Here is an 18915-nt window from a genome sequence, read left to right as displayed (position 1 = left end):
AGATAATAATCATGAAGAATAAATTCGAGCGTTTTTTAGGTGATGAACAGGGTGGATTAATGCCGCTGTGGGCGATTGGCGGCATGATGGTGGTGATCTCTATTTTTTGGGTCGAAAACTACTCCTCCACCATCATGGAAAAAACGCGAGAAATGCGGCTGACCTCCGTCGTGACCCGTACCTCGATGGTAGAAAGAGGAACGGTGACCGCCAATGCCGGGCGGCTAGCCGAAGCGACAGGCGCCAATATGAATCAGGCAACCCATGCCTTCTCAGCGGAGCTGCAAGAAACCACGCTGGAAAAGCTTCAGGAGCTAAAAGAAAATAAGCGGATCAGCGAACTGCTCGCGACCACTTCCAACGTCAGTCAAAACACTAACGTTCCCTTCGATGAAATAAACAAAACCATTGGCCTCGACCCAGAGGTCAGGATCTCCACGGCGGATAACGCCGTCAAAGTTTTCAGACCGTTACACGTGATTATCGCCGTCGAGGCCAGCAGTCTTAACCGTGCAAACGTGATGCAGGCGCGGGCGGCGCTAATGAGCTCACTATCCCGCCTGTATGCCGAAGCGCCGGCTACCCGAACGACGGTGATCCCATACTCTTTTCGCGTCAACTCCGGGGGCAAATGCTATACCGGGATCGCCCGGAGCGATGCCTTTTCATTTGTCTGGTGGGAAAACTTCTTTGCGCAAGAAGATTACCTGGCTGAACTTGCAAATACATTAAGAATGGCCGAGGAATATCTCGGAAGATTAAACGCAGAGATTGATTACAGTAATCAGATGATAATATATTTGAATAATGAGCTTAGTCAACATGATCCCGGCACTCAGGAATATAAAGAGCTGACAGAACAAATAAGTTATTATCAACAAGAGATAAGACTTGCTGAGGCGATGCTGCCAATGGCTAATGAAAACATAAAGATTGCCAAAGAAAATGTCGATGCACAGAAAGAAGTTATAGACAACCTTAAGCAACAACAACAGTATATTGATTACTTTCCTCTGGCCAAGCATTACGCAAAAAGGTACGATAACTATTATCTTCTGGATGATTATACCGATAATTTTGCTAACTCTGGAATATTTTCAATTACGCAGAGTGATTTTGAACGCGCCGCAAAGACGACTTACCAAAGTGCGGAATATCTATCCTCCCTCGCGGTCAAACGCGGCGTTTATTTTGGCGATGCCGGCACCTGCCCCGCCAGCACCGTAAAGTATGGCCTGACCTCATCCCAAAATGTGAATAGCGCGCTTTCCGGCATCGACTTTAGCACCAATAAGATTAAAACGCTGGAAGGGCTACTGTGGGCGGGGCGCACCGCGTTTTCTGCCTCTCGCGGCATGGCACGCAACGTCATTATTCTGTTTGCGTCGGACACAAAAGAAGTTATCGATCCCGACGAGGTCACCGGCATCCGACAGAGCTGCGCAGCCATTAAGACCGGCTTTATCAATAATAAGTCGGCCAAGCTGATCGTCGTTACCCAGAATCAGGATGGCCGAAATAAGTTCGAAGAGCTGAGCTGCGCTACCCAGTGGTTCACCGATCCGGGCTATATCAACCTTGAAGATATAAACAACGAATCCACGCCAACGCTGGAAGAGCAATTCAACTTTATCTTCTCGCAAGAATCCACCACCAGGAACATTAACGCACATGAATAAAGTTATAACGATCGCGCTGATGCTGCTCTGCGCCCCTTTTTCCTATGCTAAAAGCAGCGACGAGCTCAATCAGTCCAGCTGCCAAACCGGCCCGATATATGAACGCTTCGGCGACGCAAAACGCCAGGCCGGCCTGCTCCGGTTCGACGGCCGCACCAACGCACGGCTGAGCCGTAGCCAGCTGGTGCAGTATCGATTCGTCACCGTGTTGCACGAGTACCTGGGCACACTGTGCCACCAGGAAAACGCTTACGACGCCAACAGCCTCGGCGCCTTGCTACTGACCAAGGAAAACATCGTCATGAGCCATGTCGGCACGGTGCATTTCGCAAGCGGTAGCGCCCTGGTTGATGAGGCGACGCTGGCGCGTTGCTGCTCGCACATCAGCCAGACGTCCGACTACGACGGCATATTTATTGTCAGCCGCACAGACTCAATAGGCAACGCGAGCCACAACCGAGCACTGTCATATCAACGCGGCTACCGTATCGCCGAGCGCTTACCTCAGGCCAGCCCCATTCACCTGATTGCGCTCGGCGCCAGGCCAGCGCGCAGCGGCCAGAGGCCGATCGCCAACCCCAACGATCGGCGCGCCGACATTTATCTCTATCAGCGCCAGTGAGATCCCCCTCCGGCTTAGCGCGGGATCACCAATACCGGTTGGCCAATCTCATCCAGCAGGCCGCGCGTGACAGAGGCGTTCAGCCAGCGCCCCAACGAAGACAGGTGGCGGTGCGAGATGATCAGCAAATCGCAGTTGAACAGCGCCATCTGTTCCGGGATCACCTCGATGGGCGTCCCCGCTGCCAGCAAGCCCTGGGCATTGAAACCCTGCTGCTTCAGCGCCCGCGTCACCTGACCGACCTGCTTTTCCGCCAGCGCTTCTTCCCGTTGAGCGGCGGGGTACTCCTCGCGCTCATCGCTGTCAAAACGCAGGCCGCTGCGGCTGAGCGTAAAGGCATTGTCTACCACCGTCAGCACGATCACGTCGCCGATGCAGCCTTGCAGGCGCGCCATAAAATCCAGGGCATTGCCGCTGTGTTCAAAGCAGTCCACCGCCAATAACACTCTCTCAATCATAACCATCCTCACTCGCCTGAGTTAAATCGCGCCCTTGAAGTTGGCTTCGCCCTTTTTCCAATACCCCTTGGCAAACAGCGCAGCGCGGGAGATACCCATTTCGTTGATAAAGCGCGCCTTCAGGTACGCGGCAATCTGGTGTTCGCAGGCCAGCCATACCTGCCCTTCGCCGGACGGCAGTTCGCAATGGCTGACGGCCTGCACCAGCGGGCTGTTCATCACGCTGTCAAAATGTCGGGTGCGAATTTGCCAGCTGTTCACCTGCAAAAAGGAATAATCGACATCCTGAATCTCCTGCGCATCGCCCACTTCGGCGAACCACAGCACCGGCAACGGGTCGGACAGCGAGGCGAGAATGGTGCGCATGGCGGGCAACGCGGTCTCATCGCCCAGCAACAGCAGCCAGCGAGTTTGCGGCAACAATCGGAAGCCGCCGGAGCAAGGGCCGGCGAACCCCAGCTTGTCGCCCGGCATCGCGTCGCGCGCCCAGTTCGACGCCGGGCCTTCGCCGTGCAGCACCATATCGATATCGAAAGTGCGGGCGAGTTTGTCGATGCCGCTCAGGGTGTAAGCCCGTCCGGCCAGCGTGTCGCGCCACGGGAAGAACACTTTGACCCAACTGGCCGGCTCCTGCGCGCGCGGATCGGCGATAAACTTATCCACATCGTCGCCGCTCAACGTGATGCGGCGGATCCGGGCGGTGACTTGCCGCACGGCGCTCACCCGGGCCTCCCGTTTGCGGCGGGTGTCTCTTTCCAGCATCTCGTCGACAATCTTATTCAGCGTGTTGTGCATCAGCCTTCTCCTGTGGCGCCGCCGACGGGTAGGTGTGTTCCCAGCCGCCGCCCAGCGCTCGATAGATATTCACCACGGCGATCGCCGTCTCCTCCTCTGAAACAATTTGCGCGGACTGCAGATCCAGCAGCGCACGCTGCGTGCTCAGAACGTGGATAAAATCGCTCGCACCGTTCAGATAGCTGTCGCGCGCCAGCGCAAACGCGTGTCGGTTGGCGGCCAGCGCCTCGGTCAGGTGCGTCTGGCGGCGCTGCTGGGCGCGATAGCCGGAAAGCGCGTCGTCGATCTCGTGCCAGGCGCGCAACACCGTTTGCTGGTAGGCGATGGCCATTTCCTGCTGCCGGTATTCGCTCAGGCGCACCCGTTGGGTGATTTTCCCCCCGTCGAACAGCGGCAAATACAGGGCGGGGCCGATGGCGAAGGTATGCGTGGACCAACTGCCCATATCCGCCAGTGCCAGTGCCTGATAGCCCGCATTGCCGGTCAGCGTGATGCGCGGATAGTAGTCGGCGGTGGCGATGCCGATCTCGGCGGTTGCCTGATGCAAACGCTCCGCCGCTTCGCGAATATCCGGCCTGCGCAGCGCCAGATCCGACGGCACGCCCATCGGCACCGCGCGCGCCAGCGTCGGCAGGGGCTTCGTCGGCGCCAACATCGCTTTCAGCGCGCCCGGCCGCTCGCCCAACAGCAGGCTGATGGCGTTGATCAAGCGTTCCTGCCTATCGAACAGCGTCGGCAGCAGGGCATCCACCTGCGCCAACTGCACCTGCGCCTGATCGACATCCAGTTCGTTGCCCGCGCCGCTCTGATAACGACTTTGCGTCAGCTGCAGCGTGCGCAGCGCCGTGGCGCGGTTTTCCTGCGCCACCGCCAGCTGTTGCTGCGTGGCGCGCAGGCGTAGATAGTCGCTCGCCACCTCCGCCGTCACCGACGTCAGCAGTGCGCGCCGGTTCTCCTGCGAAGCGGCAAAGCCGGCGCGCGCACTTTCCGACGCGCGACGCAGCTTGCCCCACATGTCCAGCTCCCAGGTGGCGCTGGATCCGCCGCGCCAGAGGTTATAATCCGCCTCTCCGCCGTTGCCGGACGGATCCATGCTGCCCACCGAGGTGGCGCGCTGGCGCTGATAGGCGCCGTCCAGGCTCAGATCCGGCATCAGCGCCGCCTCTGTCACGCCCAGCAAGGCGCGGCTTTGCTGCATGCGCGCCGTGGCGAGCTGCAGATCCAGGTTGCCGGCCGCCGCGCGCTGCACCAGTTGCGACAGCGACGCATCGTTGAATATCGACCACCAGGCCACCGGCAGCGCCCCGCCGCCGGCCTGCTCACCCCAGCTCTCGGGCAGCGCGTTCTGCGGCCGAGCGTAGTCCGGCCCCACCGCCCGGCAGCCGCTCAGCGCAATCAACAGCAGCGGGATCACGGCTCTGTTCATTGCAGGCCCCCGTCCAGCGTATTGATGCTGACGTCCGCAGACATGCCGACGCGCAGGGCGCTCAACAAAGCGGCGTGCTCTTTGTTGATATCAAATACAATTTTCACCGGGATGCGCTGAACGATCTTGGTGAAGTTGCCGGTGGCGTTCTCCGGCGCCACGGCCGCGAAACTGACGCCGGAAGCCGGCGCGATGCTGTCCACCTGCCCTTTCAGCGTTTGGCCGGGAAAGGTATCGATATGGATGTCTACCGACTGCCCGTGCGCAATGTTTTCCAGCTGGGTTTCCTGGTAGTTGGCGATGATGTACAGCTTGTCCTGCGGCACGATGGCCAGCAGCGCATCGCCCGGTTTGACGAACTCCCCGACCCGCAGGCTGTTCTTGCCGATCACGCCGCCGATCGGCGCGGTGATGCGGGTGTAAGACAGGTTCAGCTCGGCCATCGCTTTCTTCGCCTGCGCCAGCATCAGCTCGGCATCGCTGTCCGCCAGCTTGGCTTGCAGCACCTGCTCCATGTTTCGCGCCGCTTTAAGCGTCGCCTCCGCCTGCGCCACATTGGCGGAAAGCGTGTGCACTCGCGTTGTCGCCTGCTGCGCCGCCTGCTGTGAACCCGCGCCGCTGCTGGCCATTCTCTGGTAGCGGTTCTGCTCCTGGCGCGCAAACGCCAGCTCCGCCTGCGCCGCCTGCCGCTCCGCCTGCGCGGCGGCGATCAGCGCGCTCTGTCGGGTCAGGTTGGCCCTGGCGTCGTCCTGGCGGGCGCGGGCGGATTGCTCCTGCGCCGTCGCCTGCGCCAATGCGACGTTGAATTCACGCGGATCGATCACCGCCAGCAATTCCCCCTGTTTGACCCACTGGTTGTCCCTGACCAACACCTGCGCAATTTCACCGGCAATCTGCGGAGAAATACGCGAGATATCGGCGCGAATATAGGCGTCGTTGGTATTCTGCTGTGTCTCTTTAATAAAGAACTTATTGATTAATAACCCCAGCGTAATGACGGCAACCGCCAATACGGCGACGGCGACTTTCTTGTTAGCCATAAAAGTGACTCCAATTAATATTTATTTCTGATGATAAAATGTCAGGCAGCGACCGAACGCGGCGGATAAATACGGGTCGGCATAACTAAAATCAGCGCGGTCAGTAATAACGCCAGGCCGGCAACCAACAGATAAAGATCGGCGCTGGCCAGCACGTGGCCCTGCCGGGCGGCAAGCTGCGCCAGCTGCTCCGCCGACCCCGATGCGCGGCTGTAGGCCGAGCCGAAGCCGTCGGCGATCGTACCGGCGTGATAATCCCCGCGCTGCCGGCTGAGCAGCGCGATGGCGCCGCCGGCAGCGGTGGCGGCGAAACCTTTCACCGCGTTGAACCAGGCCGCCGCAAACGGCCCGTCGGTCGGCAACAGCCCGCCGGTCGCCTGCATCAGCAACGGGATGATCGCCATCGGTTGAGCGACCGCCTGCAACAGCGCGATGACGCGGAACGTGTCGCCGTTCCATTCCGGCGTCAGCTGAGCCGCCAGCACGCAGGCGGTGGCCATCAACAGCAGGCTGATCGCCAGCACCCAGCGGCAATCCACCCGCGGCGTATTGCAAATTATGGCGACGATCGGCAGCGTAATTAATTGCGGCAATGCGACCCACAGCATTAAGTCGGAGGTTTGTTCCTGACGATAACCCTGAATCGCGGCTAAATATCCCGACGTGATATTAACCAGCGACACCATAATTAACAGCACGCCACCCAGCGTAATTAAGGAGAAAGACAAATTCCTTTTGCTTAATAGCTGCAAATTAAAAAAAGGCAGCGGGTGATACCATTCGTTAATCAGAAATAACGCCAATAATCCGCCGCCGCCCAATAATAAAACGTAGATCAGCGGCGAGTTCAGCCAGTCGAGGCGCTCCCCCTGTGAAATGCCCACCGTCAACATGCCGAGCGCCATGCCGCCGAGCAACAGGCCGCGCCAATTGAACTGCCGCAGGCGCTCCAGCCGCAGCGGATCCTGCGGCAGGCCGTAACCGATGCACACGGCGGCGATCGCCATCAGCGGCAGGTTCCAGTAGAAATACCCGCTCCAGCCCCAGTGAAAGGCGAAGGCGGCGGCGGTAGCGCCCAGCGTGGCGCTCCAGGCCGAGACCCAGCCGTAGGCACCCAGCCCCAGCACCTTGATCAGCGGCGGCATAAAACGCAGCACCACCGTCATCAGCATCGGCGGCAACGCGCCGCCGGCGAAGCCCTGCAGGCTGCGCACCGCCAGCAGCACGCCATACTGATCTCCCAACCAGGGCGTCAACAGTCCACCGGCCAGGTAAATGCCGCACATCGTCAACGCCACCCGGCGCAGCGAAAAGGTCGGCCAAAAACAGGGCGTGAACCCGGAACCGATCACAAAGCCGGTGACGTAGCATGTGGTCAGCCAGCTGCCGGCATCGAAGCTCAGCAGCATGCCACCCTGTATATCCGCCAGCGCAAACTTGCTGGCGTTTTCCCCCACGCCGCTGGCCATCACCGCCAAAAACACGCCGAACAACCCCAGCCAGGTACGGCCGTTGATTTCACCGGCGCTGGCGAGCCATCGATTTGTGTGGTGCGGCGTAACAGACACCTCAACCATTCCCCACTCCTGCTGTTTCAGCCTCAATCTTTGTTTTCGTAGGCAGTATCCGGAGTTATTTCGATTGTTTAAAATGAAATGATGTAATTAACTAGTTGCACAAAACGCAACCCATTGAGCGCACCACCCCCGGAGAGGCCATGCCGCAAAAAATTGATTTCAACCTGATCTATGCGCTGAATCTGCTGCTGGAAGAAGGGAGCGTGAGCGGCGCCGCCGAGAAGATGAATCTGAGCGCGCCGGCAATGAGCCGCATTCTCGGGCGCATCCGCCGGCAGTTCGACGACCCGATCATGGTCAGAGCCGGTAAGCATCTGGTGCCGACGCCGCGTGCGCTGGAGTTGAAACGCCAGCTCGGCGACATCATCGAGCAGGCCACTGCGCTGATCGCACCGAGTGATGCGTTCGAACCCGGCAAGCTGACCAGAACCTTCACCATTCGCGCCAACGATATCTTTATCGGCGCGCTGGCGGGCGGATTGCTGGAGACGCTGCGGGAATCGGCGCCGCTGAGCGGCCTGAAATTCATCGCCGAAAGCGACGGCGAGGATGACGCGCTGCGCAGCGGCAAAGTGGATCTGGTGATCGGTTCCTCACGCGACTGGCACCCGGAAATCAAGACGCAGAGCCTGTTCACCAGCACCTTTCAGGCGCTGGTGCGCCCTGGGCACCCGATCATAGGCCGGGTAACGCCCGAAACCCTGACCCATTACCCGCATATCAGCGTTTCTCGCCGCGGACGCACGCAGGGGCCGATCGACGACGCGCTGCGCGATCTCGGCCTGCAGCGCAACGTCGCCCTGACCCTGCCGGGCTTTCATTCGGCGATGATGCTGACCATGAAATCGGACTTTATCCTGCCGCTGCCGCGCCACGTGCTGCAGGGGGTGAGCAACATCCACCTGCCGTTGGCGGAGATCGAGCTGCCGCTTGAGCTGGAATCGGTGTTTATCGTCCAGGCCTGGCACCCGCGCCTGGATCGCGATCCGGCGCACCGCTGGCTGCGGCAGACCATCAAGCAGTTCTTTTTGCAGCGGGAGTGAGGGGGCTATGTGTTGGGGAGAGGGACGCTCGCTGCAGAACCCAAATACGCCTGCCAGATAAGCCGGTAATATGGCATTTTGCCGAAGCCCTGCGCATACTCAGACGCCTTGGGTAAACCGCGCGACGCGGGCAATGGCATCGGTATTCCATTTCGCCAAGCACGAAACAGAAAGGAACTCATGCCCAGGGAGGCGCAAATGACCAAAGCGTATTATTGGAAAAGTCAGGTGTGGGGCGTGACTTACTTTTTTATCGCGCTTTATTACATCTATTCTTTCCAGGACATGGTGAATATCGCACTTTCGTTGATCCTCTCCATCCTGAGCTTTTTACTGTATCCCTGTGCTAAAAAAGGCACTGAAATGGCCGCCCTGCAGTTCACGAGTGAAGAATTTTGGCACCGCGGACTGTTCGCCGATACCATAGGCAAAAATGGCGTGCTGATCCTGTATTATGCATTCTGTTATGTCATGGCCCTGCCGCTGGGCGCCCTGTATCTGCTTGCCCTGTTTCTCAGAAATAAAAAGGCCGCGTAAGCGGTTTTTACGTCAACGGCTTACTGCCTCATAGTCCTTCTTCATGAACGTTTCTTCTACCCACGCAAGCTGCGCTATCACAAAGCGAAAGAAGCAAACTTACTCTACCGGAGCCGACAATCACAGAGGAGATTGGGAGATATTGATTGGCGGAAGATCACAGGAGTGATGAAAACACCATAACATAATGAATTTGAATTATTTTTTATTAAATGCAACAATCCATTATACACCAACATATACACAATTTTTTTGTCACCTCACAACTGCACACATTACAGACAGTGCAGGACATCGTGATGATCCAGATACAATATTCCCGCATGTTGTTCCCAGATCGATCTAATACGCCAGAAAAAAGAGTTATAGAGAAACTGTTCATAGTGTTCACTTTTGCATTTAGTTGTTTAGAAAAAATGGATTAATCAGTGAGCAGTTGGTGATGAGTTTGCCCCAACTGGTCACTTCCCGTGAACAGTCAACCCAAAAATGCAATATACCGGCCTGAGCCGATTATTGAGTTGCTTCTCATAATGATGTCGGTGATTTCTGCTGTGGTGAAATTTGGGCGGATCTGTTGCTTGAGCGCACGCACTCAGGTATTGCGAGGGCAAAAAAGCTGGAAAGCGATTTGGTCGTCCTTCAGCACTGAATGAAGAACAACAACTTGCTGTGATTACACGTATAAGCGCCGGGATCAGTCTCAGCACCATTTCATAGGAATTTAATATCCCTCGGTAAACAATACTCCGGGTTGACAGTTTGCTATGTGCCAGAAGCGAACATTGTAAGCTTCAAAAATATTTGTCAAAAATTGTTAAAACTACGATAATGAAAACCTAATAATATGTTTGTGAATCATCTAATAAATATTCAACATAAGGTTTGCACAAATACAAATAGGGCAAGGAAGAAAATGAATCATATTACATTTCAGAAAAAAATAAATTTCAACAAGCTTATTATTCTTGATTGTCTGCCTGAGAATGAATATCAAACGGCCCGACGTCTACATGAAAACCTAAGCGACAAAGGATTTGGCAGTGGGATTTCACTTTTAAAAGTACAAGATGCGCAATCATTTCGAAATATACTTAAAAATATAAAGGATTTTTTCATCCCGGAATTAAAAATTGGACTTCGGCCTATTATTCACATTGAAGCTCATGGGAATCCAATTTCGATGGTTCTTCCAGATAAAAGCATAATTCATTGGAATGAACTCGCAGATGAACTTGGAATAATAAACAGGCTAATGAATAATGAGCTTATAGCATTTATTGGGACTTGTCATGGATATAACTTCATTCACAAAAACCATACAATTAAAAAATTTACACCGGTATACTTTTGCATCGCTCCCTTTGATGCAATACCTGCAGGTGATATTGAAAATGCAACTCATACATTCTATAACAGTTTATTCTCAACAGGAGATTTGACATCTTCTGCAAACCTTTTGGATTTGTCTAAGTTTCACACGTATAATTCTGATTATATGTTTCATCGTGCATTTCATGAAGCGATGCAAAGGCATAATAGAGGGAAAGCTTTAAAAAATAGAAGAGAAGAGCTAATTACTCTAGCCATAAAAGAATTGGGTCATAAATGGAATGAAATGACTCCAAAAGATAAGAAAGAATATCTTTTTAACGCCAGAAAGGTTCTGAATGTTTTTTTACAAAGCAAAGAGGCCCTTAGAGAACAATTTATAAAGTTCTCAACGTGTTATATGGGCTATGTAAATGAAGATGTTTTCGAAGAGATTTGGAGACATATGCAAGACAACAAACAGGGACGTATATATTAAAATCGTCATTATGTCCGCCTCACGCTTGAAGCAGACATATAATGCTAAATGCAGGTCCGTTCTGCGCCAAGAGCGGAGGTTGCTCACACGTTCGGGTGTTAGTTTGTATAGGAGAGAGCAAACTGTCATCAACATACTACTCATGAAATTGTCACCCACATATATAACGTGGGTGACATCTGATTATTCGATATTTTTCCAGTTTATGACTGATAGAAAAAAATAAATGGCACCTAAACTAAAAACTATAAATTAGGAGGTACAAAGCTATTGATGCGATTATAGTACCTGTGTTCAAAACCTAATGGACTTCCATTTAATATATCTACTATTGCATTGTTTTCATTAATGAAGTCAAGGAGAATAGAATCCAGTCCTGGATGGGTTGGATTGCTATAAACATGTGAAAGATGATTAATTGCAGCTATTGCAATTCCATAATCAAGGCATGCGGAGAGAGCCTTAAGAATGTCCTTAGAGTCCGTAATTAAATAATCGTAACTGAATTTTGTTGCTTCACCTTCATTTTCTAATGATATATTATTCAGTAATCCAATAGGATTTGGGTGAGCACCAAAATCAATTGCTGCATCATACAAACTCATGATGTATTGTTCGTACGGTGTGTCACCTGATTTTTCATCATGACGCTGCAAGTATCCTCGAAACCGTTTGACTGCTGCAGTGAATGCTTGTTTATTAGATTTAAAATCTTCTTCGGATAATTGACGTTTCTTCCATTTTTCACTGAGACCTTCTTCGCAATTAAATAAATAACCATAGATGGCACTTTCAAGGGCCGTTCTAAAAAGAGGGAACATTGCTGTAAAGTGACCGGATTGAGCTAAGTCGAAAGCAACTAAGAACAGTGAATGGGCGTTTGCTGCGGCCGTTAATGATTCATGTGTTCTCATACCATGTATAGAAGATGCTATTATATAATCGCACTTTTCAACTTGAATGATGATTTCACGAAAATCATTTCTTATCTGTTCGCGTAGTATTTTTTTTACTGATTCATATTGTTCGTAGCAGAAATTTTTTTGAGAATTATCCATGATAGTTACCTCTGATGAAATATATTATTTCATTAAGCCAAGTTTCAGTATATGACCATTACTTGGCAATGAATATAATTTGCCTGCTATATTCACTGCAGATCACACTTAGTGCCGTTGCATTTACATTCACTGATCATAAGCATTTATGAACAATCACTTACTACAACCCTGACTGATATTACAACAAATTGGCAAAATAGTCCGCTTCTCGCTCAAAGCTGCCTGTCAGAACCTGTTTGCCTAAAAAATTCTTAGAGCGGGATTTTTTCCATTTTCCAAACGTCCCCTCTATGGCTGATTCTGGATAAGGCATATTATTAGACGGTCTTTATAGATACCCAATGAAAGGATTCGGATGATGGCATTTGAAGATAAGAAGAAAAAGGCAATAGCCCTGATGGAAGATAAAAAGATGTGGCGGAGCAATTATGGGCCGCCGATCTTGCCCTGTTTTGGAAGATGGGAGGTAAAATGCCACCTCCACCGTTCGCCCCCTTCTGGCTGAATACGTTGTTCTTCGCCGTCTGGTTTGGCCCTCTTTGCCGGTTTGCTGTTTGGTTTATTCATGGCGTTAATCCACTCTTGACGCAAGCGGGCCAACAAGCGGCCTGACTGGAAGAGTCTCTAGCGGTGACACTCTGAACGCCAGAAAAAAGATTTATAGAAAAACTGGTCACACTGTTCACTTTTGGTTTTAGTTGTTTAAAAACAAATGATTAACCCGTGATTAGTTGGTGATCAGTTTGCCCTGACTGGTCACTCACAGTGAACAGTCAGACCAAAAAATGCAAAATACCGGCCTGAACCGGTGATTTATTGCGCTGTGGGTGAAGGGCAGGGAGAGATTTCAGGCAGAGAAAAGGCCTGCAATGCAGGCCTGAGTAGTCACCGCTACGGGGTTCCCCGGTGTTGGGTGTATGCGGTTTGTACCGTTCGACTATAAGTGGCCCCGCGCAACAGCGTCCAATGGGTTCGGTAGATCAATAACCGGCTATTGATCGGCAGAAACGATCGTGACGCCATTCGCTCAGCGCATTTCACACTTTGGGAGCCAGTCGGCTTCACAGTCTTCGTTTAATATCAGGTTAGTCTGCATCCCCTGATTGGTCTTGCGCTTCAACAGCGCTATTTCATACTCTCGCAAGGTTTGTGGCACGGCGCGCCCGAACGCGGTCAGATTCAATGGGTACTTGTGTCCCCGGGCCTCCATGTAAGAGAGGTACGCGTGATACAGGTATTTACGCGGGTTCGCCGGGGTAATGTTGGCATTGCCGATATACAGACCGTCAGGCGCATTGACTGCCAGCAGGTAGCCGCAAAAATCGACCAGCGGATCGGCACTGCGTTTAATCTCCAGCGCTTCATCGGAGTTCTGTTGCGCTTCGAGCAATGTGCGGGCGTCATCGGGCACGGCAAAACGCTGCATCAGGTGGCGCACGATCACCGCCAGCTCGCCGGTGATTTTTGCCAGCAACTGCGGGTCACGCTCGCTGGCCGGTATCACCTCCGGGAACGGCAGGATCACCCGGCGACGAGACACGCCGCCGCTGCGGTCACTGAACTGCATCGGGTTGTTATTCACCGCCAGAATCACCGCCGGAATGTGCGCCGCGTAAGGGGCACGGTGTTTCGGATCGATAGCCACCGCATCGCCACCGGTGATCGCCTTGATGCCTGCCCCGTCACCGCTCCACCTTTCTTGGTCAGGCAGAATAATCAACGAAAAGCCAACAACCAATGCACGCTCGCGTGCCGACTCGAGGTTATCGATGGTGGCTGATGTGGTGTTGTCTTTCCCCGCCAGCAGACTGGCTATCGCGGCCATCACGCTTTTGCCGCTGCCGCCGGGACCGGTGACCTCAAGGAACAGTTGCCAGTCATAACGGTTCGCCAGCACCATAAACAGCGCAGCAAGAATACGCGCCTGCTTGTCGGGTTGCTGCCCGGCAGCGCGGGTCAGCCAGCGCCAGAAATGCGGGGCGTGGTCGGCCAGATTTTCCCCGGTCTTGGGCGGCGTGTAATCCACGCTGTTGACGGTGCGCAGCCAGTGCGTTTTCTGGTGCGCACCGAATTGCCCTGTGGTGGTATCAAACACCCCGTTACGAAAGCCAATCAGGTGTCGTGCCGGCGTGCCCATTTGCGGCACCATCAGCCTGAGTGTGTCCAGAATGCTGTTGATACCCGCCGCCGAGAACGGCGCGCGGATTTTCTGAAACAGGGCGGCAATTTCCCGGCTAAGCACCCGGTACGGCAACACCTGCCATGCACCGTTTTCATAGCGGCACAGGTCTTCACCGACCTGTGGCACGGCCAGCAGGTGCTGGTAGTGCTCCGCCAGCAGTTCGGCCTTTTCACTCGCGCTCATGGCTTTCAGGTCGGCATCGCTGAGCGTATCAAACGGACTGGGTTGCTTGGGCTGGCTAAAGGCAGTCAATTGTGCAAGCGCGGCCAGCTTGCCCTGTTGCTGGTATACGTCGTTCCAGTCGCCTGTTTCTGACGGTAACGCCGGTTTACCGCCACTCAGTTGCGCGGCTTCGGCAGCGCGGGCCTGCCCGGTGCCGTTCTCGTCATTGTCGGCCGCCAGCAACAACAGCGCATCTGGATAGTGAGCGCGCAACTGCTGCGCCATCGCGGGCAGGTTATTGGCGCTGAGCGCAACGCAGACGCTTTCCCCGGTCAGGTGGTGCACGGTCAGGCCGGTGGCGTAACCCTCGGTCAGCCAGATAACGGCGTCATCCTGCCCCGGCAGGAAATGGCAGGCGTTTTTCACCTGTCCTCCGGCCAGCGTGCGCTTGTCGCCCGCGGCATTAATTAACTGGACGTTGACCACGTCCCCGGTGCTGTCGGTCAGTGGCAACAGCAGGTCGCCGGGCTGGTAAGTGATACCGCCGACACGCAGTGACGCCCCCTGTAATGTCAGGGCGTCAGTGTCCGGCCAGCCTTTCGCAGTCAGATATCTATTCCCGGCCAGTTGCTGGGCACTGGCGAGCAGTTTTTTGGCCTGTTGCGCTGCATGATACCGCGCCTGCGCTTTGTCCTGCTGTACCTGCTGGGGATTGTGCTCCGGCATGGCGCTGCATGACGGTTCACCTAATATCCCGGCTACCTTCGCGGCGGCCTCTTTGGTGGTCACGGCCAGTGCTTTTTCGACCAAATTCAGGCCGTCGCCACCGCCGCACTGGTTACAGAACCATGTGCCACGGCCTTGCAGATTATCAAAGCGAAAACGGTCTTTGCCGCCGCAGACCGGGCAGGGCTGCGCCCGGCCCCCTGCAGTAATGTGAATGCCCAGCGCGGTGAGTAAGACCGGCCAGTGGCCGGTCGCTGCACGTGAGGTGTGAGAAACGCTTGTTGCGGTCATTGTTTTGCTCCCTCAGTGCACGGTGGTGTTGCAGGTGACGGCCATCCGGCCACAGCACAGCTCATCCATCATCTTCTGCCCGAGCGTGGTCAGACGCGGCGGCGCCACCAGAATATCCGGCTGCACCATGTCACTGAGCATGGTACAGGCCATGTCCATGCCCACCTCTGCGCCGTGCTGGCGGACAAAGTAGCCTTCAATGTCCATCGCAATCGCCATTTGCAGTTCATCCAGCGTGTAGCCGGGGTTCACCCGGTAAAAGGCGCAGGTATCGAGATAGGCATGGGCCAATGCGCGACGGTAAACGGCGGTACGGACTTCAACGGGTAAACAAGACTGTGGGGTGTTCATGCGGCGGAAGCCTCCATGCTGGCGATGATGTGGGAGTCACAGGTTTTGACGACCTGTCCAAGCTGGTCAGTGAGTACCGCTATGACAGACGCAAAGGCGGCTTTTTGAGCGGCGTCCGGGCGCTGACCGGTCGATTCAAGGGTATCCAGCATGTCGAGGAACAGCACGCCGGTAGAATGCGCGTGCTGAAGACGCAGGAAATCAGCATGCGGAATAGGATAGAAGGTTTCACTGTGGAAACGGGCGGCCAGCGTATTCATGCCACCCCCTGAACAGGCAGACGGCCCGCAAACGACAGAATGTAGTCACGCGCCAGCAGACGGCGGGCGCTGTGTTCAGAATCCGCCACGGTGCGCACGATACGCGGTGAAGCCGTCAGCGCAGAACGGCGCACGGCCGCAAACAGAAAGCAGAATGTAGGGTGAGTCGGGGTGAGGGTCGTAGCCATGGTGGCAGCCTCCATTGAGTAATGGTTATTGCTACCACCGAAGTTTCCACGCTTATGGGTGGTAGCCCAGACGGGGGTGGAAATACCGGCCTCAATGGATACCGGCCTGACCGAAGTCAGCCCCGCCTGAGCCACCATTGTTTGACAGCCACAGTAGCATAAAAACCACTGTGCAAAAAATGAGCGCACTAAGGCCGCGACATAAAAAAACACGCTAGGCGCGTGTGGTGTCGCCATTGAGTTACACGGGTTTCCACGCCCGGCTGCCGATTGTGCGACAGCGGAGGGACTATAGCGCAGTGCCGGACGCGGGGGCAAGCCGTAAGACGCCCCCGGACGTTCAATCGATCGCATAGTGATCAACAGTCTGTAAGCTGGTCGTTGCGGGTCTCAGCGGCGGCGCAGCTCAGCGGTACTGGCCCGGCACTGAACAGACGCGACTCAGCCTGGCGACTCGTCAGACGAATAACGCCGTGTTTTTCGCTGCGGTGCTCCGGTAAGACAATATCCGGCTGTTTGCGTTGCAACAGGATGGCTTCTGCCACAAACAGTGCGTCGTTGTCGCTCAGGGTAAAGTGTTGGCGACCAAAGGTTAACCGCATCATGCTGCGGCCCCCTGATGACGGTTGGCGATACGTTCAGCCATCCAGCTTTCGACTTCTGATTCGAGCCACGCGACGGTTTTACCGCCAAGGGAAACTTGGGCCGGGAACTGCTTGCGGGTCATCATTTCGTAGACGGTAGAGCGTGACAGCCCGGTGGTGTAAAGCACTTCGGGCAGGCGAATGAAACGCTCACGGGGCATGTAATCGACCGGGACGGTCGGGGATGTGGAAGGGGTCTGTGTGGCAACTGCAAACATGGAATGCTACCTCGTTTATACCCGGTGGGATTTCACCGGCGCTGTGTGGGTTCGTCTGGTAGCGCCCTATTATGAGAATATTTTGCGGGGTGGCAACAAGGGGATGTTGTGTGATGGGCTAAGGAATTGCACGTAAAAACAACGAATTGCACTAAGTTGCATTAGCCCACCGCTCCTCACCCTTCCTCACTTTCAAATCATAGCTTTCAGCAATTAATAATCGATTTATAAATAGGCAGGAACATCAAAAATAAATATAACCACGGCTAGCCAGAGAAAAGGTCTTTTTTAGAAAAGTGAACAGTGGTGAACACTGGGTGACGAGTTTTAGTGAAACTATTCACTACTTTATTAACTGATTTATCTATGTTTTTATTAGAGTGAACAGTTGTGAATAGTTTTATATAAAACTAAAAACGCTTTGATGGTTTTATCGTCATTTTTCGAGACTGTTGTCCTGGGGACAGTCCAACCGGGATGAATGGCGATGTTGTACGGCGGTCAGCAGAATAGCTTCACATTGACTGACACCGGAGACATGACCATGAGCACCACCGCCTTACCGAAATACATTACCGATAAACTGCAAGCCCTGCGTGACGCTCGCGCCGCCCACGACAAAAACTATCAGGCGTTGACCGATGTCGTAACCGGCATTGCTCGCTGCCACCAACAGAAGAAAGACACCGAAGTGCAGAGCCAGGAGGCAGAAAGCCAGTGGCGCACTCTGTTTCGCAAACTGCGCGGAGAAATGACGCCGGAACTGCAAGCGCAGCACCACAGTCGGATTTCCAAGCGGGAGCTGGCGAAAGAGTTCGACGGACTGATTGAGGAGATGGAGCTGGACAAAATGCAGCTTCACCTCAACTGCGGCGGCACAGCCCCGAAGGTGGTGAACGCGCACAAAGACGCCCTCACGACCTTTGCAGCTCACGCGATGCATCAGGCCGTGGATGCGCTGAGCAAGGCGCTTATCAGCTCTGACGTTATCAAGGCTTGTGCACTGGCTTCACGGGCTTACGGCGTCTATGCGGACAATCCGATGAAAATGATTGAGCAACAGGTACTGGGAACGCTACAAGGCCGTATTCACGTTGCCATGGCACAGCAAAATATCGACCACCCGGTGCTTAATGAGATTGGCCTGACGATACCGGAAGAAACGGGCGCATTGCCGGAACTGCAAAACAGTCCAGCCAAAAGCATGCAGGCTGTCTCAGAACTGAAGGAAAAACGTCAACGCTTGCTGCAGAAGGGGGCCAAATCATGATGCGCTGCCCGCTGTGCACCCATGCATCCTATACCCGCACCAGTCGCTATATCACGGAGCGGACAAAAGAAGCCTATTACCAGTGCCAGAACATCGTGTGTTCCTGCACATTTAAAACGGTGGAGAGCGTCGATAAGATTTTATGTCAGCCCATTCAAGCGGAAACGGTGACCGTTGATGATTTACCACCGCCGGAAAAAAGGACATTAAATCGTTACCGCCGTTATAGCCGAAACCAAACCCTTCATTGATTGAGCAGGCCCCGCTGCAATGCTGATTTTGCTGCGGGGGCTTTACCGTTCCCCTAAGCCCGAAAACAGCCTTTTTTCTGGCTAGCCTGCCTCAAACCACGCGTGCATGCATAGGGTGCATGATTTTGCATGAATCCCCAGCCTATCCCAAAGAGCCGAAACCCCGCACCACAAGGGCTTACAGAGCCTTTGTGTCATGCATGAAATGTGCATGATAAAGTCAGAGCGCGTAGGCGGGGGAGTATTGCGCGCGCAGAGGTTTTACATGAAAGTGACCTTTTATATATTATGGGCTTTACATAATTGCATAAAGAAATTATAAAA

The 18915-nt window shown here is 54.1% G+C and carries 20 protein-coding genes and 1 pseudogene; 9 read left to right on the top strand and 12 right to left on the bottom strand.

The window, feature by feature from the left end; genetic code table 11:
* The first annotated feature begins 11 nt into the window (after positions 1-11).
* Together ACJ8J5_RS17800 and ACJ8J5_RS17795 are read left to right on the top strand one after the other, a co-directional pair.
* Positions 12-1679 (top strand): hypothetical protein, encoded by a 1668-nt coding sequence (locus ACJ8J5_RS17800; protein ID WP_173889376.1) that lies wholly within the window; start codon positions 12-14, stop codon positions 1677-1679.
* Entirely contained in the window at positions 1672-2301 is a 630-nt protein-coding gene (locus ACJ8J5_RS17795; protein WP_060434853.1) for a hypothetical protein, read from the top strand. Before ACJ8J5_RS17800 ends, ACJ8J5_RS17795 begins: the two co-directional genes overlap by 8 nt.
* A gap of 14 nt (positions 2302-2315) precedes the next feature.
* Here the strand turns inward: ACJ8J5_RS17795 and ACJ8J5_RS17790 are convergent, their stop codons facing one another.
* The 5 genes from ACJ8J5_RS17790 to ACJ8J5_RS17770 are packed head-to-tail and all read right to left on the bottom strand — an operon-like array spanning position 2316 to position 7597.
* Positions 2316-2759, bottom strand: a complete 444-nt coding sequence (locus ACJ8J5_RS17790) for a universal stress protein (RefSeq protein WP_025304818.1) — start codon at positions 2757-2759, stop codon at positions 2316-2318.
* A gap of 21 nt (positions 2760-2780) precedes the next feature.
* Complete coding sequence (locus ACJ8J5_RS17785) at positions 2781-3554, bottom strand: siderophore-interacting protein (RefSeq protein WP_025304817.1); 774 nt, start codon at positions 3552-3554, stop codon at positions 2781-2783.
* Entirely contained in the window at positions 3535-4980 is a 1446-nt protein-coding gene (locus tag ACJ8J5_RS17780) for an efflux transporter outer membrane subunit (RefSeq protein WP_025304816.1), read from the bottom strand. The genes ACJ8J5_RS17785 and ACJ8J5_RS17780 overlap by 20 nt, the downstream gene beginning before the upstream one ends.
* Positions 4977-6020 (bottom strand): HlyD family secretion protein, encoded by a 1044-nt coding sequence (locus tag ACJ8J5_RS17775; RefSeq protein ID WP_060434858.1) that lies wholly within the window; start codon positions 6018-6020, stop codon positions 4977-4979. Before ACJ8J5_RS17775 ends, ACJ8J5_RS17780 begins: the two co-directional genes overlap by 4 nt.
* A gap of 41 nt (positions 6021-6061) precedes the next feature.
* Entirely contained in the window at positions 6062-7597 is a 1536-nt protein-coding gene (locus ACJ8J5_RS17770; RefSeq protein ID WP_414104994.1) for an MFS transporter, read from the bottom strand.
* Between the two features lie 140 nt (positions 7598-7737).
* Between ACJ8J5_RS17770 and ACJ8J5_RS17765 the strand changes: the two genes are divergently transcribed.
* The 4 genes and pseudogenes from ACJ8J5_RS17765 to ACJ8J5_RS17750 all read left to right on the top strand — a co-directional run bounded on the left by ACJ8J5_RS17765 (position 7738) and on the right by ACJ8J5_RS17750 (position 10987).
* Positions 7738-8640, top strand: a complete 903-nt coding sequence (locus ACJ8J5_RS17765) for a LysR family transcriptional regulator (RefSeq protein ID WP_016929547.1) — start codon at positions 7738-7740, stop codon at positions 8638-8640.
* Between the two features lie 198 nt (positions 8641-8838).
* The gene (locus tag ACJ8J5_RS17760) at positions 8839-9177 is read left to right on the top strand and encodes a colicin E1 family microcin immunity protein (protein ID WP_033645080.1); all 339 of its coding nucleotides are present in this window, start codon (positions 8839-8841) and stop codon (positions 9175-9177) included.
* A 536-nt stretch (positions 9178-9713) separates the two neighbouring features.
* A pseudogene (locus tag ACJ8J5_RS17755) lies at positions 9714-9897 on the top strand (recombinase family protein); the annotation flags it as partial.
* A gap of 196 nt (positions 9898-10093) precedes the next feature.
* Entirely contained in the window at positions 10094-10987 is an 894-nt protein-coding gene (locus ACJ8J5_RS17750; RefSeq protein WP_414104993.1) for a hypothetical protein, read from the top strand.
* Positions 10988-11232: 245 nt separating this feature from the next.
* Here ACJ8J5_RS17750 and ACJ8J5_RS17745 read toward each other — a convergent pair whose 3' ends face one another.
* A complete protein-coding gene (locus ACJ8J5_RS17745; RefSeq protein ID WP_414104992.1) occupies positions 11233-12045 on the bottom strand; it encodes a hypothetical protein in 813 nt (270 codons plus the stop codon).
* A gap of 462 nt (positions 12046-12507) precedes the next feature.
* Between ACJ8J5_RS17745 and ACJ8J5_RS17740 the strand changes: the two genes are divergently transcribed.
* Positions 12508-12660 carry a DUF6404 family protein gene (locus ACJ8J5_RS17740; RefSeq protein ID WP_414105000.1) on the top strand — a complete coding sequence of 51 codons (153 nt, stop codon included), beginning with the start codon at positions 12508-12510 and terminating at the stop codon, positions 12658-12660.
* Positions 12661-13075: 415 nt separating this feature from the next.
* Here ACJ8J5_RS17740 and ACJ8J5_RS17735 read toward each other — a convergent pair whose 3' ends face one another.
* From ACJ8J5_RS17735 to ACJ8J5_RS17710, 6 genes are read right to left on the bottom strand one after another with little or no spacing between them, the layout of a single operon-like run.
* Positions 13076-15409, bottom strand: coding sequence for a primase-helicase zinc-binding domain-containing protein (locus tag ACJ8J5_RS17735; protein WP_414104991.1), 2334 nt, complete (start codon positions 15407-15409; stop codon positions 13076-13078).
* Between the two features lie 12 nt (positions 15410-15421).
* Positions 15422-15760, bottom strand: coding sequence for a DUF5375 family protein (locus tag ACJ8J5_RS17730; protein ID WP_107227513.1), 339 nt, complete (start codon positions 15758-15760; stop codon positions 15422-15424).
* The gene (locus ACJ8J5_RS17725) at positions 15757-16020 is read right to left on the bottom strand and encodes a hypothetical protein (RefSeq protein ID WP_037432034.1); all 264 of its coding nucleotides are present in this window, start codon (positions 16018-16020) and stop codon (positions 15757-15759) included. Before ACJ8J5_RS17725 ends, ACJ8J5_RS17730 begins: the two co-directional genes overlap by 4 nt.
* The gene (locus ACJ8J5_RS17720) at positions 16017-16562 is read right to left on the bottom strand and encodes a host cell division inhibitor Icd-like protein (protein WP_107227551.1); all 546 of its coding nucleotides are present in this window, start codon (positions 16560-16562) and stop codon (positions 16017-16019) included. The genes ACJ8J5_RS17725 and ACJ8J5_RS17720 overlap by 4 nt, the downstream gene beginning before the upstream one ends.
* A 5-nt stretch (positions 16563-16567) precedes the next feature.
* Positions 16568-16813 (bottom strand): hypothetical protein, encoded by a 246-nt coding sequence (locus tag ACJ8J5_RS17715; RefSeq protein ID WP_414104989.1) that lies wholly within the window; start codon positions 16811-16813, stop codon positions 16568-16570.
* Positions 16810-17070, bottom strand: a complete 261-nt coding sequence (locus tag ACJ8J5_RS17710) for a helix-turn-helix transcriptional regulator (RefSeq protein ID WP_414104988.1) — start codon at positions 17068-17070, stop codon at positions 16810-16812. Before ACJ8J5_RS17710 ends, ACJ8J5_RS17715 begins: the two co-directional genes overlap by 4 nt.
* 544 nt (positions 17071-17614) lie before the next feature.
* Between ACJ8J5_RS17710 and ACJ8J5_RS17705 the strand changes: the two genes are divergently transcribed.
* Together ACJ8J5_RS17705 and ACJ8J5_RS17700 are read left to right on the top strand one after the other, a co-directional pair.
* Positions 17615-18340 (top strand): NAD-dependent aldehyde dehydrogenase, encoded by a 726-nt coding sequence (locus tag ACJ8J5_RS17705; protein WP_414104987.1) that lies wholly within the window; start codon positions 17615-17617, stop codon positions 18338-18340.
* Entirely contained in the window at positions 18337-18591 is a 255-nt protein-coding gene (locus tag ACJ8J5_RS17700; RefSeq protein WP_072269777.1) for an ogr/Delta-like zinc finger family protein, read from the top strand. Before ACJ8J5_RS17705 ends, ACJ8J5_RS17700 begins: the two co-directional genes overlap by 4 nt.
* Positions 18592-18915 lie beyond the last annotated feature (324 nt).

The organism is Serratia sp. CY43202 (genome assembly GCF_052168755.1).
GTDB classification, from domain to species: Bacteria; Pseudomonadota; Gammaproteobacteria; order Enterobacterales; family Enterobacteriaceae; genus Serratia; species Serratia bockelmannii.
The sequence above is the reverse complement of the archived record's forward strand: the minus strand, read 5'-3'. Positions and strand labels throughout refer to the sequence as shown.